General features: G+C 67.3%; 14 protein-coding genes and 1 riboswitch. Of the genes, 12 read left to right on the top strand and 2 right to left on the bottom strand.

Annotated elements, in window-relative coordinates:
• A complete protein-coding gene (locus tag GR168_RS11150; RefSeq protein ID WP_159370737.1) occupies positions 1-477 on the bottom strand; it encodes an SRPBCC domain-containing protein in 477 nt (158 codons plus the stop codon).
• A complete protein-coding gene (locus GR168_RS11155; RefSeq protein WP_159370738.1) occupies positions 474-809 on the bottom strand; it encodes a metalloregulator ArsR/SmtB family transcription factor in 336 nt (111 codons plus the stop codon). Before GR168_RS11155 ends, GR168_RS11150 begins: the two co-directional genes overlap by 4 nt.
• A 190-nt stretch (positions 810-999) precedes the next feature.
• Between GR168_RS11155 and GR168_RS11160 the strand changes: the two genes are divergently transcribed.
• The 12 genes from GR168_RS11160 to yvcK all read left to right on the top strand — a co-directional run bounded on the left by GR168_RS11160 (position 1000) and on the right by yvcK (position 15015).
• Positions 1000-2259: a DUF222 domain-containing protein gene (locus tag GR168_RS11160; protein ID WP_238995088.1), complete on the top strand. Its 1260-nt coding sequence runs from the start codon at positions 1000-1002 to the stop codon at positions 2257-2259.
• Between the two features lie 95 nt (positions 2260-2354).
• Positions 2355-2663, top strand: coding sequence for a hypothetical protein (locus GR168_RS11165; RefSeq protein WP_159370739.1), 309 nt, complete (start codon positions 2355-2357; stop codon positions 2661-2663).
• Positions 2663-5188 (top strand): hypothetical protein, encoded by a 2526-nt coding sequence (locus tag GR168_RS11170; protein ID WP_159370740.1) that lies wholly within the window; start codon positions 2663-2665, stop codon positions 5186-5188. Before GR168_RS11165 ends, GR168_RS11170 begins: the two co-directional genes overlap by 1 nt.
• 808 nt (positions 5189-5996) lie before the next feature.
• Positions 5997-6701 carry a ribulose-phosphate 3-epimerase gene (rpe, locus tag GR168_RS11175; RefSeq protein ID WP_068971586.1) on the top strand — a complete coding sequence of 235 codons (705 nt, stop codon included), beginning with the start codon at positions 5997-5999 and terminating at the stop codon, positions 6699-6701.
• Positions 6702-6706: 5 nt separating this feature from the next.
• Positions 6707-7732, top strand: coding sequence for a bifunctional diaminohydroxyphosphoribosylaminopyrimidine deaminase/5-amino-6-(5-phosphoribosylamino)uracil reductase RibD (gene ribD / locus GR168_RS11180; RefSeq protein WP_159370741.1), 1026 nt, complete (start codon positions 6707-6709; stop codon positions 7730-7732).
• A gap of 82 nt (positions 7733-7814) precedes the next feature.
• Positions 7815-7971: riboswitch (FMN riboswitch) on the top strand.
• Positions 7972-8015: 44 nt separating this feature from the next.
• Positions 8016-8654, top strand: a complete 639-nt coding sequence (locus GR168_RS11185) for a riboflavin synthase (RefSeq protein ID WP_058250564.1) — start codon at positions 8016-8018, stop codon at positions 8652-8654.
• 20 nt (positions 8655-8674) lie between these two features.
• Positions 8675-10003: a bifunctional 3,4-dihydroxy-2-butanone-4-phosphate synthase/GTP cyclohydrolase II gene (locus GR168_RS11190; protein WP_058250565.1), complete on the top strand. Its 1329-nt coding sequence runs from the start codon at positions 8675-8677 to the stop codon at positions 10001-10003.
• Positions 10000-10512 (top strand): 6,7-dimethyl-8-ribityllumazine synthase, encoded by a 513-nt coding sequence (gene ribH, locus GR168_RS11195; protein ID WP_058250361.1) that lies wholly within the window; start codon positions 10000-10002, stop codon positions 10510-10512. The genes GR168_RS11190 and ribH overlap by 4 nt, the downstream gene beginning before the upstream one ends.
• On the top strand, positions 10509-10997 hold the full coding sequence (locus GR168_RS11200; protein WP_058250362.1) for a PH domain-containing protein: 489 nt from the start codon (positions 10509-10511) through the stop codon (positions 10995-10997). Before ribH ends, GR168_RS11200 begins: the two co-directional genes overlap by 4 nt.
• Before the next feature lie 10 nt (positions 10998-11007).
• Entirely contained in the window at positions 11008-13065 is a 2058-nt protein-coding gene (uvrC, locus tag GR168_RS11205; RefSeq protein ID WP_065632150.1) for an excinuclease ABC subunit UvrC, read from the top strand.
• Positions 13058-13990, top strand: coding sequence for an RNase adapter RapZ (rapZ, locus tag GR168_RS11210; protein ID WP_065632222.1), 933 nt, complete (start codon positions 13058-13060; stop codon positions 13988-13990). The genes uvrC and rapZ overlap by 8 nt, the downstream gene beginning before the upstream one ends.
• Positions 13987-15015: a uridine diphosphate-N-acetylglucosamine-binding protein YvcK gene (gene yvcK / locus GR168_RS11215; protein ID WP_058250364.1), complete on the top strand. Its 1029-nt coding sequence runs from the start codon at positions 13987-13989 to the stop codon at positions 15013-15015. Before rapZ ends, yvcK begins: the two co-directional genes overlap by 4 nt.
• The last annotated feature ends 29 nt before the right edge of the window (positions 15016-15044 follow it).

Consider the following 15044-nt stretch of genomic DNA (forward strand, 5'->3'; position numbering starts at 1 on the left):
TCAGGACGTTCTGCTTTCCACGAGGGTGGCGAGCGCAGCGGTGACCGAACCCCAGCCGTCGTAGAACCCGAGCTCCTCATGGCGGTCACGATCGGACGGACTCCGATGGCGCACGACGACGCTGTACTCGGTTCCGTCTGCGTGCTCGGCCACAGAGATCTCGGCGGTCATGGGGACCGGAGCCGGTTCGGCAGGGCGCCACGAACTGTCGACGGCATTCGTGAACACCAGGCGCTCGTGGAGATCGACGACGAGGAAGACGGCATCCATGTGTGGTACGAAAGTGGTTCCGTCGTCGCTCATCCGGGTCACGAGCCCACCGCCCGGTTCGGGCTCGAGGCGGTCGACGCGGGTGACCGTCGGAGCCGGCGTCCACCATTTGGCGAATTTCTCCGGCTGGGTCCACGCCTCCCAGATGCGTTGTCGCGGAGCACCGATCACCCGGTGCAGGGTCAGGTCGAGTTCTGGGTCGATCATGGTGTCTCCTCGGTGTCGGTCACGAAGTCTTCGAGACGGTCGGTGCGTTCGGTCCACACGGTGCGCTGATGTTCGAGCCACGTCGACAGACGGCGCATACGGCGCCTGTCGAGGGTGCACATCCGTGTGCGTCCGACCTTTCTGGTCAAGACGAGCCCGCTGTCCTCGAGCACGCGCAGGTGCTTCATGAACGACGGCAGGGTGATGGGGAAGGGTTCGGCGAGCTCGCCGACGCTGGCCGGCCCACGCCCCAGGCGTTCGACGACGGCGCGACGCGTGGGATCGGCGAGCGCGCCGAAGATCTCGTCGAGTGCGACCGAACTGTATGCCATGTGGCTAAGTGTTGCAGGTCCCATCGCTTAACTCAATGGCTAAGTGCAAATCTGGCGTCCGCCTTGTGGAAAGTGCACCATCATGTGCTGCTTTTCCGGTACCATCGAATGTATGTACGACGTCGCTTCAGACGCAACTGGCCTCTTGGCTACCGAGCATCTACGGTCCATCGTGGGTGGGCTGTCGGCAATGCCCGTGGGTCTCGAGGAGGCGGAGTCGGTGGATCGGCTCACTCTGCTCGAGGAGATCAAGTCGGCATGCACGGCGGCCCAGGTGCGTGAGACCGCGAATCTCGACGCGCTGCGCGCAGCCGACGAAGCAGCACGGAACGTACCGGAGCGCCGGCGCGGTCGCGGACTCGCCGCCGAGATCGGTCTGGCGCGCAAGGTCTCGCCCCGAAAGGGAAGCCAGTGCCTCGGATTCGCCCGCGCCCTGGCGCACGAGATGCCCCATACGATGGCGGCACTGACTTCCGGTGTGCTCACCGAGTGGCGGGCCACGATCCTGGTACGCGAAACCGCTTATCTGACACGTGAAGCGCGTGAGGAGATCGACCGCCGGATCTGCGCCGATCCCGCAGCTCTGGTGGGGGTGTCCGACCGCGAGATCGAAGCATCGGCCAAGCGCCATGCGTACGAACTCGATTCCGAAGCGGTGGTGGCACGTAAATCGAAGGCCGAGAAGGACCGCCGCGTCAGTGTGCGACCCGCGCCGGATCTGATGACGAAACTGTCGGTGCTGCTGCCGATGGCGGACGGGATCGCGGTGTACGCCGCGTTGAAGAAGCACGCCGACTCAGTTGTCGGACAGGACGACCGAAATCATGCACAGGTCATGACCGACACCCTGGTCGAACGTGTCACCGGACGCGCTGTCGCAGAGCCGACACCGATCGCGCTCAATGTCGTTCTGTCCGACCGGTCCTTGTTCGGCCTAGACGATTCGGCCGCCGACGTCCACGGATACGGACCGATCCCGGCGACGATCGCGCGGCTGCTGGTGGCCGATTCGGTGTCGCCCGAGGGGGAGACCGCCTCGACGATGCGGAAGTTGTACGCGAGACCGTCCGATGGCGCGCTGGTGGCGATGGAGTCACGGGCACGAGCTTTCCCAACCGCTCTCGCCCACTTCATCCGGATGCGTGACCAACGGTGTCGGACTCCCTACTGCGGTGCACCGATCGTCGAGATCGACCACGCCACACCGCATCGGCGCCACGGCCCGACGAGCGCGGTAAACGCTGATGGAACCTGCGTCCTGCACAACCGCGCCAAGGAGGCCCCCGGTTGGTTCTACGACGTGAAGATGGTCGACGGCGTCCGCGTCATCGACGTGATCACCCCGACCGCGCTACGACACCGCAGTGTCGCTCCACCCGCGATGGGGCATCAACCGCCAGGACGCAGCGGCGTCGAAACCAGCCTGATCCAGATACTCGCAGCGTCGTGATTGTGGATGGCGAACGCATAGTCCGGTGATGCTGTACTAGGTTGTTCGTCGTGGCGGTCCGCCACGTCGTTGTCGGTGCAAACTCGGGGGTTTGTATGGCTGAGCGGTTCGGTGTCGAGGAGCTGGGTGTCATCACCGGCGTGGGCGATGCGCTGGCTCGATGCTCATCGGAGACACGAGCTCTGTGGACCGGGAAGTCCGCCTTCGACGATGCGTCGGCCGCGATGCCGGCGTCGGCGATCGGCGCTGCGTGCGCCGGCAAAGACGGCACCGTCCGTTCACTGCTGGGCCGCGCGGCGGCGAGGATGGACCAGGTGTCGCAGACCTGCTACCAGGCCGCCGGTGACGTCGCTGATACCGAGGAGTCCCTGGCCAGCGGCTTCCGTGCCATCAGCGAGTTCTGATGTCGCGACCATCGCGGTCTGTCGTCAACGGCTGGGACCTGATGTCTCTGGATGCGGCCGCGTCTGCGCTCGACGCGGCCGTGGATGACCTGAGCGATCTCACCCAGAGGATGGCCGAGGCGCCGATGAAAGCGGGCGACTCCAAAGGGTGGGTGGGGGACTCCCAACGCGGTTGCGAGACTCGCACCGACTCCGATCGGACCGAGATCAACAAACTGGGGTCCGACCTCACCCGCGCCGCCACTGTCCTGCGGGATACGTCATCTGCAATCAGTCCGGATCGCACCACCGCGCTGATCCGAGCGCTCGGACTGGAACGGGACGAGTTCAGCGTCGGCGACGATTGGACGGTACGAGACACCCGAGACTATGCGGCCGAGCTCACGGGCGTGGAGGCCGGAAGCGCGACGGAGCGCTCGATTCTCGACGCTCAGGCCGCCCGGGCGGAGGAGGCGAAGACGGCGACCCTCTCGTTGCACTCCCTGGCCGATCAGATGGGGGAGGACGATCGCAACGGGGCCAGAGTTCTCGCGGCAACCTTTGGTGATGCCGAAGGTAATGCGCCTCTCGCGTCGAGCTACTCGCCCGGCCAGGCGAGCATCGATGTCCAGGCCATCATGAGTGGTAGTGCCACGAAGGAGCAGAGAGATCGGTTCTTCCGTGCGACCAGCCTGACCGCGGAACAGCGGGTCGCGTTGGCCCGCGGGGACTTCGCGGAGATCTCTAAGGAGCAGTTCGATTACCTGAAAGCGATCTACACACCGAGTTGGGGTGGCGGACCCGAGGGGCAGCCGCTGTCTCTTGATGCGCTGAAGTCGTTCGGCGACAGATACAACGGCGCAGAGCGAGAGAACCTCAAACGAGGCCTCGGCGACGGCGTCTATCTGTTGGGGAACCCGAACCTGCGGACCAGACAGGCCGATTCGAATTCGATCGCCGAAGTCTTGGGAACGAATACGCCAGTCGTCACAGGAGGATTGAACCAACTCCCAGCGCCGATACGGGACCTTCTGAGTGGTCCGGCAGCTACGAAGGCGAGCATCTCCAACGATCCGTATGGCGTAGACGGAAGCCGGATGATCGATGTCACACGGCTCGATTCTGTTGACGACTTCAACGACCTCATAGATGTCCTGGAACACCGCTCAGAGGACTCTGGTCTCGCCTCGTACGGGTCGCAATCTGTTCAGCTGGGGAGCGACGTCGACAGGGCGATCATTGCTCGTGCGAGCGAGATTGCCGGCGGGGACGTAAACGAGCGTTACGTCACCGACCGGAACGAAACCATCTCGCACCCGTCCGTCGAGAGGCTGCTCGACAGAATGCTGGGAGTCGCTGGGTCCGACCACATTGCCGTCCACGATGCGGTGGTGGGGGCCACAGGCGGCTCGCACTCGTCGATGCCGGCAGTTCACAGTCTTGATGGGGGCGAGAAGCCCTACGACCCATCGCTGGCAATGAAAGAGCTATTCCAGTTCGACTGGGCAGACAAGGCAGGACGTGAACACGACGGGATCAACCGGTTGTTCAATTGGATGCCCGAGGTCGCCAGCACCCCAGATGGTGTGTCTGCCGAGCGCATGGCCGACGGCGTCAGATCCGGTCAGATCGCGAGCGAGCTGGCAAGGATCATCGCCGAGAACAAGAGTGACTTCGAAGACATGAACGGCGGGTCCGCTTCATTGGGTGAGGTCAACCCCGAACTGACGAGAACGCTTGCGCGAGCAGTCAGTCCGTATCTGGCCGAACTGGCCGAGGTGGACCCGACGCTGTTCGACACTCGCGGTGTAACCGCCCTCGGCGAGGCGAATCAGTTCAAGTCGTTGTTCCAAATCCTCACCTCGGACCCGGAAGCCGGGCGCGTGATGAACACAAGCGCGCTCTGGCAAGCCAATGTGCTTGAACAGGTGTTCGGTAGCGACCCAGAGCGGACTGATCTCGGGGAAAAGGTGGCTCGACTACACGGTGGAATGACCGCCGGTATGAACGCGATGCTAGACGAAGATACTGCCGACCGGCGTTATGACGCGGCGCGCGACTACGCCCTGCACGGCGCCGCGTTCGATTCCGTGAAGTCGCTCGCAACAGGTATTCCCGGCTTGAGCCCGGCTATCAAGGGTGCGATTGACATAGCGGCTCCCTCGCTCAAGCTCGATGTCACCGGCTTACCGCCGAATCCTGAGGATGTTGGTTCAGCGACTGAATTCGCTTCTTTGCGCGCTAGCTTGTACAAGAACACAGACCTGGACCTGGTGTACCGAGAGATGCTCGAGGGCTACATATCCAGTCATCCGGAGTTTCTCGAGACGGATTCGTTCCGGTCCATCTATGGATCTCAAGCCTATGATCAGGATTTTCTGGACTCAGTTGCAAAGGACGGCCTACCGCCAGGCTGGGACGGAATCGCTCTCAAAGCGGTTGTTCAGGAGCTTGTCGGAGCCCGCGGCAGCTATTTCTTCACCGACTACAACAACCAACTGGCAAGGATGAACGATAAAAACTTCGCGGACGGCGCGGGCTGGTGAGGCGATCCGCGCCACCCGCTGCAGTTGGCATGGCCGTGATGATGGCCCTCGCAATCTCGTCTTGCGGTTCGAGCGACAGTCCGGATGTGGGCGTGACCACGCCCGCGCATAGCGCTGTTCGGCCACCCGGATTCGATGTCACCTTCCGCTGGGTGGGGAACGACGAGTTCGATCCACTCTCTGCTGAAGGAACCTTCGTGCGCGCGTACGTGGAGTCGTTCTACCTTGCGCGAGAGGGGCAGTCCACGAAGTGGGCGTATCCGGGGTTCGTGAACGCATCGGCACCGGGGATTGAGCAACGAGTTCGCGCGATCCCGAGTGAAAGCGCTGAGGGCGGTCTCGTGGGGACGTCCGTATTCGTCGCGTCCAGGCGGGAGCGACTGGGTCAGCAAGACGAGATCGTTCTGTGCGAGTACGGTTACGCCTCTAGTGACAACTCAGGCGGGGCGGGAGCCTGGACCACTTACCCAAAAAGTGCAGTCCCATCCGTGATCACCTTCACTCGGTCGGGACAGGCGCCGCCCGCTCGGCAGCGTGGCGCCGCTCGTGAGGCACGACTGGACGTATTCGGGGGGTGGCGAGCCGACCACTTCGAATTCGCAGCCGTCGGGCGCGACAACTCTGCGGAACTGGAGATCTGTCGAACGCACCCGGTCCCCGAAGGTGTGCTGCCTGAAGACGCGGTTAGGGGAACCGGCCCAACCCCGCGCCCGCCTGAGCCGCCGTCTCCCGGCTGGCCGGCCAACGGTCTCTGAGACTCCCGAGCGCTTTCGTCCGTAGTGGAACCCGCGCCCTACACTTGTCGACCATGTGCACCGCCGGTACCGCGCCCATGATCGCCCCGTCCATCCTGTCCGCGGACTTCGCGAATCTCGCGGCCGAGGCCGCTGCGGTGGCGCAGCCGGGGGAGACCCGCGCCGACTGGCTGCACGTCGACGTGATGGACGCACACTTCGTGCCGAACCTGACCCTCGGACTCCCGATCGTCGAGAGCCTGTTGAAGGCCACCGACATCCCGCTCGACTGCCATCTGATGATCGAGAACCCGGAGCGGTGGGCACCGCCATACGCCGAGGCCGGAGCACACAACGTCACCTTCCATGCCGAGGCCACCGAGAACCCGATCGGCGTCGCCCGTGACATCCGCGCCGCCGGGGCCAAGGCGGGCCTGTCGATCAAGCCCGGTACGGCGCTCGAGCCGTACCTGGAGATCCTGCGCGACTTCGACACCTTGCTGATCATGAGCGTCGAACCGGGCTTCGGCGGTCAGAAGTTCATCCCCGAGGTCCTCGAGAAGGCCCGCGCCATCCGGAAGTTCATCGACGCCGAAGACCTGCGGCTCCTCGTCGAGATCGACGGCGGCATCAACGCCGACACCATCGAGGAGGCCGCCGAGGCCGGCATCGACTGCTTCGTCGCCGGTTCGGCCGTCTACGGCGCGGACGATCCCGGACAGGCCGTCGCCGCACTCCGCGAGTCGGCCGCCGCCGCACGGGCGCAGATCCAGGCCTGACCCCGATGGACATCGCCGCCGCCATGGAACGCGCCATCGGCGCGTCCCGGGAGGCGATGGGAATCAGTTCGCCCAACCCGCCCGTCGGCGCGGTCATCCTCGCGGCCGACGGCACCGTCGCCGGCGTCGGGGCGACGCAACCACCCGGCGGGCCGCACGCCGAGGTCATGGCGCTCCGAGCCGCAGGCCGGGCCGCGCGAGGCGGCACCGCGATCGTCACCCTCGAACCGTGCAACCACATCGGCCGGACCGGCCCGTGCGCCCAGGCACTCATCGAGGCCGGGATCGCCGAAGTCCAGTACGCGGTGAGTGACCCGAACCCGGTCGCCGCCGGTGGTGCCGAGACGCTGCGGGCTGCGGGGGTCCGGGTGACCGGGGGAGTCGCGGCCGGCGCTGTCGAGGACGGGCCGCTACGGCCATGGCTGACCCGCCAGCGTCTCGGTCGTCCGCACGTCACCGCCAAGATCGCGTCTGGCATTGACGGCCGGATTGCGGCGCCCGACGGCACCAGTCAGTGGATCACCGGCCCGGAGGCCCGCGAGCACGCGCACACACAGCGCGCCCGGATCGACGCCATCGTCATCGGTACCGGTACTGCGCTGGCCGACAACCCCACGCTCACCGCGCGCACCGCCGCCGGCGCACTGCACCCGCACCAGCCCGCACGCGTGGTCCTCGGTCACCGCGACATCCCGGCCGACGCCCGGCTCCGGGATCCGGCCGGCGGACCGCTGGTCCGCATCGACTCCCACGACCCCGCCGACGTCCTCGCCGCGCTGCCCGACGCGCTGTGGGTGCTGGTCGAAGGCGGGCCACACATCCTCGGCGCGTTCTTCGCGGCGGGCCTCGTCGACGAGGTGCACGCCTACGTCGCCCCGCTGGTGCTGGGTGCCGGTCGCAGTTCGGTCGAGATCCCGGGCGTGACCACCCTCGACGACGGCCAGCGGTTCAGCACGAGATCGGTGACCCGACTCGGGGAGGACGTCCTCGTCACACTGTCGCGACCGTCGACCACCCCGCGCGACAGCTGAGCGGGACGACATGCCCCCGATGCATTTCGCTCACCGGAATCGCAATGCGACTGACATCGCCGACCGTGCTAGCGTCGATGTCACCAGTTCTCGGGGCGGGGTGGAAATCCCCACCGGCGGTGATGAGGATGCGGTGGATCCGCATCGTCCAGCCCGCGAGCGCCTGCCACCAGGCAGGGACAGCAGATTCGGTGCGAATCCGAAGCCGACGGTCACAGTCCGGATGCGAGAGAACAGGCGACACGAGGCCGCCCTGTCTGCTCCGAGCGAGCAGGAGGAGTGCGTGTTCACCGGAATCGTGGAAGAACTCGGCGTCATCGCCGACCGCGAGGATCTTTCCGACGCCGCCCGATTCACCGTCCGCGGGCCCGTGGTCACCGCCGACGCCGGTCACGGCGACTCCATCGCCGTCAACGGCGTGTGTTTGACGGTCGTCGACCTCCGTCCCGGTGAGTTCACCGTCGACGTGATGGGCGAGACCCTGCGCCGGAGTTCGCTGTCGGATCTCGCCGCCGGAAGCACCGTCAACCTCGAACGCGCAATGCCCGCGAACGGTCGCTTCGGCGGCCACATCGTGCAGGGGCACGTCGACGGCACCGGCACGATCGCCGCGGTCAACCCGTCGGAGAACTGGACGGTCGTACGGATCGCCGTGCCCGCGGCGCTCACCCGGTATCTCGTCGAGAAGGGTTCTATCACCGTGGACGGGGTGTCCCTCACCGTGTCCGCGGTCGGCGGGTCCGGCGACGACTCCTGGTTCGAGATCTCCCTGATCCCGACGACCCTCAACGAGACCAACCTCGGCGCCGCCCGACCCGGCACCGTGGTCAACCTCGAAGTCGACGTCATCGCCAAATACGTCGAGCGCCTTCACCTGGGTTCGGACACGACTGGTACTCCTGATGTAGCGGGGGCGAAATGAGCACAACGAGTGAGGTTCTGATGAGCGAGTCACCGCGCGAGGGGAACGACGCGACGGCAACCGAGGGTGGCGGCGCCGTCGCCTTCGACACGATCGAGCGCGCCATCGCCGACATCGCCGCCGGCAAGGCGGTCGTCGTGGTCGACGACGAGGATCGTGAGAACGAGGGCGACCTGATCTTCGCGGCGGAGAAGGCGACCCCCGAACTGGTGGCGTTCATGGTGCGCTACACCTCCGGCTACCTGTGTGTCCCGCTCGACGGCGACGCCTGCGACCGGCTCGGCCTGCCGCCGATGTACTCGATGAACCAGGACAAGCACGGCACCGCCTACACCGTGACCGTCGATGCCCGGGAGGGCATCGGTACCGGTATCAGCGCCGCCGACCGCGCCACCACCATGCGTCTGCTGGCCGACCCCGACGCCGCGGCGGCCGACTTCACCCGACCCGGCCACGTCGTCCCGCTGCGAGCCAAGGAGGGCGGCGTGCTGCGTCGTCCCGGGCACACCGAGGCCGCGGTCGACCTCGCCCGCCTGGCCGACCTCGCCCCGGCCGGCGTGATCTGCGAGATCGTCAGCCAGAAGGACGTCGGCTCGATGGCGCAGACCGACGAGTTGCGTGTGTTCGCCGACGAGCACGATCTCGCACTGATCTCGATCGCCGACCTCATCGCGTGGCGACGCCGTCACGAGAAGCACGTGGTCCGCGTCGCCGACGCCCGGATCCCCACCCGGCACGGCGACTTCCGTGCCGTCGGCTACTCCAGCGTCTACGACGACGTCGAACACGTCGCGCTCGTCAAGGGAGACGTCACCGGCGAGGACGGCGAGGGCCACGACGTCCTCGTCCGGGTGCACTCGGAGTGCCTGACGGGCGACGTCTTCGGGTCGCTGCGCTGCGACTGCGGCCCGCAGTTGGACGCCGCGATGGAGATGGTGGCCGACGAGGGCCGCGGGATCATCCTGTACATGCGCGGGCACGAGGGTCGCGGGATCGGGCTGTTGCACAAACTGCAGGCCTACCAGCTGCAGGACGCGGGGTCCGACACCGTCGACGCCAACCTGGAACTGGGCCTGCCCGCCGATTCGCGGGACTACGGACTCGGTGCCCAGATCCTCGTCGACCTCGGCGTACGGTCGATGCGTCTGCTGACCAACAACCCCGCCAAGCGCGTGGGGCTCGACGGATACGGTCTGCACATCGTCGACCGGGTCCCGATGCCGGTGCGCGCCAACGCCGAGAACCTGCGGTACCTGCGTACCAAGCGCGACCGGATGGGCCACGATCTGATCGGGCTCGACGATCACGTCCAGCCCACCGACGGCGCGTCCGAAGGAGCACCTGCATGAGCGGCCACGGAGAGCCGACCCTCGAACTCGCCGACGCCGGTTCGCTGCGCCTGGCGATCGTCTCGTCGCAGTGGCACGAGGTCGTCTGCGGCGCGCTCCTCGACGGCGCCATCCGGGCCGCGCGCGACAACGGCGTCGTCGACCCGACCATCGTGCAGGTGGCCGGCGCCATCGAGCTGCCCGTCATCGTGCAGGCACTGGCGCGGACGCACGACGCGGTCGTCGCGCTGGGCGTCGTGATCAAGGGTGAGACACCGCATTTCGAGTATGTGTGTGACGCGGTGACCGCCGGCCTGACACGGGTGTCGCTCGACGAGTCGACCCCGGTCGGCAACGGAGTCCTGACCGTGCTCACCGAGGACCAGGCGATCGCGCGGGCCGGACTCCCGGGCTCGACGGAGGACAAGGGCGCACAGGCGACGGTCGCCGCGCTGGCGTCGGCGCTGACCCTGCGCGCGCTCGCGCGTGGCGAAACCCTCCCGGTGGCGGTCGGAGGAGCATCGGCGTGAGTCCCGCGGACACCCCGCCGACCGACTCCACCGGCTGGGACCTGGTCTACCGGCCCCGCAACCTACCGCGGTGGGCCATCGCCGCCGCCGTCGTGGTGATGGCCATCCACATCACGTTCGGTCTGCTGCTCACGATCGACGACGTCGGAGTCCGCAATCTCGGCGGTTCCGACCAGATTGCGATCATCCTCATCGGCGTGCTCATCTCGGCAGCCATCCTGCTGTTCACCCGCCCGCGACTGCGCGTCGGAGCCGCCGGCGTCGAGGTGCGCAACCTGGTGTCGGCGCGGCTCTTCGAATGGGACCGTGTTCTCGGCCTCACCTACCCGGAGCAGGGTTTCGGGGCGTGGCTGCTCTTCCCGGCCGACGAACACATCACCGTCCTGGCCGTTCAGGCCGGTGACGGTCAGCGCGCCATCGACGCGATGGGTCGATTCCGCGAGCTCGAGGAGCGCTACCGCGGGACTGTCCGGCCCGGACACTAGCCTGGAACACGTGGCCGACCCGACTACCTACCGACCCGCCCCGGGGTCCATCCCGACCGATCCCGGGGTGTACAAGTTCCGCGACGAGCATCGTCGTGTCATCTACGTGGGCAAGGCCAAGAACCTCCGGTCGAGGCTGACGTCGTACTTCGCCGACATCGCCTCGCTGCACCCCCGCACCCGTCAGATGGTGACGACGGCCGCCTCCGTCGAGTGGACGGTGGTCGGCACCGAGGTCGAGGCGCTGCAGCTCGAATACAACTGGATCAAGGAATTCGACCCGCGCTTCAACGTCCGCTACCGCGACGACAAGAGCTACCCGATGCTCGCGGTCACCCTGAACGAGGAGTACCCGCGCCTGTTCGTGTACCGGGGTCCGCGCCGGCGCGGCGTGCGCTACTTCGGTCCGTACGCGCATGCGTGGGCGATCCGCGAGACGGTCGACCTGCTGACCCGGGTCTTCCCGGCCCGGACCTGCTCGGCCGGTGTGTTCAAACGGCATCGGCAGATCGACCGCCCGTGTCTGCTCGGCTACATCGACAAGTGTTCCGCCCCCTGCGTCGGGCGGGTGGATGCCGAGGAACACCGGGAGATCGTCGAGGACTTCTGCGATTTCCTCGCGGGCCGCACCGACCTGATGATCCGCAAGATGGAACGGGACATGAACGTCGCGGCCGAGGAGCTCGACTTCGAGCGTGCCGCGCGGTTGCGTGACGACATCGGTGCGATGCGACGCGCCATGGAGAAGCAGGCGGTCGTGCTCGGCGACGGCACCACCGCCGACGTGATCGCGCTCGCCGGCGATCAGCTCGAGGTGTCGGTCCAGGTCTTCCACGTCCGCGACGGACGGGTGCGCGGCCAGCGCGGATGGGTGGTCGAGCGCAGCGACAACGGCACCGACGGCGATGTGGTGGGGGAGTTCATCACCCAGTTCTACGGCGCCCAGGTCGATTTCGACGCCACCGTCGACGTCGGGACCGATCGGGCACACGGGGAGTCGATCCCCCGTGAGGTGCTGGTGCCGGAGTTGCCGTCCGACGCCGAGGAGCTCGAGGAGTGGCTGTCCGGTCTCCGCGGCAGCCGGGTGCGGTTGCGGGTGCCGCAGCGCGGCGACAAGAAGGCGCTGTTCGAGACCGTCGCCCGCAATGCCGGCGAAGCCCTTGCGCAGCACAAACTCCGACGCGCGGGCGATCTCACGACCCGATCGGCGGCGCTCACCGAGCTGCAGGAGTCGCTACTGCTCGATCAGGCGCCGCTGCGCATCGAGTGCGTCGACATCTCGCACGTGCAGGGCACCGATGTGGTCGCCTCCCTCGTGGTCTTCGAAGACGGTCTGCCGCGTAAGTCCGACTATCGGCACTACTCGATCCGGCACGCCGCCGGCGAGGGCCGATCCGACGACGTCGCGTCCATCGCCGAGGTCACTCGACGCCGGTTCCTGCGCCACCGCACCGACCGCGATGCGCCGCCACCGGTGTCCGGCGAGATCAGCGCGGCGGCCGACACCACGGCGCAACCGCGGAAGTTCGCCTACCCGCCGAACCTCTTCGTCGTCGACGGCGGTGCGCCCCAGGTGCACGCCGCCGCGGCGGTCCTCGACGAACTCGGCATCACCGACGTCTCGGTGATCGGGCTCGCCAAACGCCTCGAGGAGGTGTGGGTGCCCGGCGACGACGACCCGATGATCCTGCCGCGCAACAGCCAGGCACTGTTCCTGCTGCAACGGGTGCGCGACGAGGCCCATCGGTTCGCCATCACGTTCCACCGCAGCAAGCGCAGCAAGCGCATGACCGAGTCGGTGCTCGACGGGGTCCCCGGCCTCGGCCGAACCCGCCGCACCGCGCTGGTGACCCACTTCGGTTCGGTTGCGCGCCTGCGCGAGGCATCGTTGGATGAGATATCCCAGGTGCCCGGGATCGGCCTCACCACGGCGCGTGCGGTCCAGACCGCGCTCTCCGGCGAGGTGGCGGCGCCCGACCAGACCCCGAACCCGGCCCCGATCCCGGAGCGGGCCGAGAAGGAGATGACGGTGGCGACCGGTGACGCGGGACGAGGTGCCGATGAGTGACCACACCGAAGTGCAGAGCGCGGCGATCGCCGAGGCGAACGACACCGACTTCACCGTCCTGTTCGTGACGGGGATGTCCGGCGCGGGACGCTCCACCGCGGCGAACGTGCTCGAGGACGACGGCTGGTACGTCGCCGACAACGTGCCTCCCTCGCTGATCTCGACGATGGTCGGGATGGTCCGCGAAGACGATCCGGCGATCACCCGGCTCGCCATGGTCTTGCGCGCGTCCGACGCCAACCTGGCCCATCAGCTCGAACAGCTGCGGGACCGTCTCGAAGAGTCCGGGATCCGGACCCGGCTCCTCTACCTCGACGCCAGCGACCAGGTGCTGGTTCGCCGTTTCGAGCAGGTTCGTCGCCGACATCCGTTGCAGGGCAAGGAAACCCTCGTCGAGGGGATCGCCCGCGAACGGGCGATCCTCGCCCCGATCAAGAACGTGGCCGATCTGGTGGTGGAGACGTCGGCGCTGACCGCGGCCAAACTACGCGCGATCGTCGAGGGCGTCGCGCCGGGCGACACCGAACCGCGGCTGTCGATCGCGGTGCAGTCGTTCGGCTTCAAGTACGGTCTGCCCATCGATTCCGATCTCGTCGCCGACGTCCGCTTCCTGCCCAATCCGCACTGGATCGACGAACTGCGCGATCACAACGGCCGGGAGGCGCCGGTCCGCGACTATGTCCTCGGCCAGCCGGACGCCGACGGATTCCTCGACCTCTACACCGGCCTGGTCTCGATCGTCGGCCGCGGTTACCTGCGGGAAGGCAAGCGCTACATGACCATCAGCGTCGGCTGCACCGGCGGCAAGCACCGCAGTGTCGCCATCGCCGAGGAACTGTCGGCTCGGTTGCGCCGCGCCGTCGACGACGCCGGCCACGCGTCCTATGACGTCCGGGTCATGCATCGTGATCTGGGGCGCGAATGAGTTCCCGGGAGCCCCGGATCGTCGCGCTCGGCGGCGGTCACGGCCTGTACGCGACGCTGACCGCGATGCGCTATCTGAGCGCCGACATCACCGCGGTGGTCACCGTCGCCGACGACGGGGGGTCGTCGGGACGGTTGCGCGCCGAACTCGGACTCATTCCACCCGGTGACCTGCGAATGGCGCTCGCCGCCTTAATGAGTACGCCCGACGGCTTGCCGGACGCACAGGCCGCCGACGGCCCGGCGGCCCGCCGCCGGCACGAACTGTGGGCCGAGGTGCTCCAGCACCGCTTCGGCGGCCGTGGGGCGCTCGCCGGGCATCCGATCGGCAATCTGCTCCTCGCCGGACTCACCGAGGTGCTCGGCGACACCGTGGGGGCCCTCGCCGAGTTGCGGGAGATCTTCGGCATCACGGGGCACGTGCTGCCGATGTCGACCGTGCCCCTCGACATCGAGGCCGACGTGTCGGGACTCGAGGCCGATCCACGCATCAGTCGCGAGATCCGGGGACAGGTCGCGGTGGCCACCACGCCCGGCAAGGTGCGCCGCGTCCGGCTGTTGCCCGGCGACCCGCCGGCCTGCGAATCGGCGCTGACCGCAATAGAATCGGCCGACCTGCTGATGCTGGGGCCGGGCTCCTGGTTCTCGAGCGTGATCCCGCACGTGCTCGTGCCCGAACAGTTGAAGGCCTTGCAGCGCAGCAGCGCTCGCAAGGTGCTCGTGGTCAATCTGGCCCCCGAGCCGGGGGAGACCCCGGGGTTCTCGGTCGAGCGTCACCTCCATGTGCTGCACGCCCATGCGAACACCTTCCGCGTCGACCACGTCCTCGTGGACGCGTCGTCGGTGCCCGCGGGACGGGAGCGCGATCACCTCGTGCGTGCGGCCGGATTGTTCGGCGCGGAGCTGAATGTCGGAGACGTCGCGGTGCCGGGCCGGCAGGTCCATGACCCGGCGAAAGTCGCCGCCGTGGTGAACGAACTGTGCGAAGGTGAACTGACCCGTTACTCTGACCGAGCGGACGCCTGATTCGGGCGATGTCTCCGCGATTTTCACTC

Origin of the sequence: Gordonia sp. JH63, assembly GCF_009856645.1 — a bacterium.
GTDB lineage: Bacteria > Actinomycetota > Actinomycetes > Mycobacteriales > Mycobacteriaceae > Gordonia > Gordonia hongkongensis.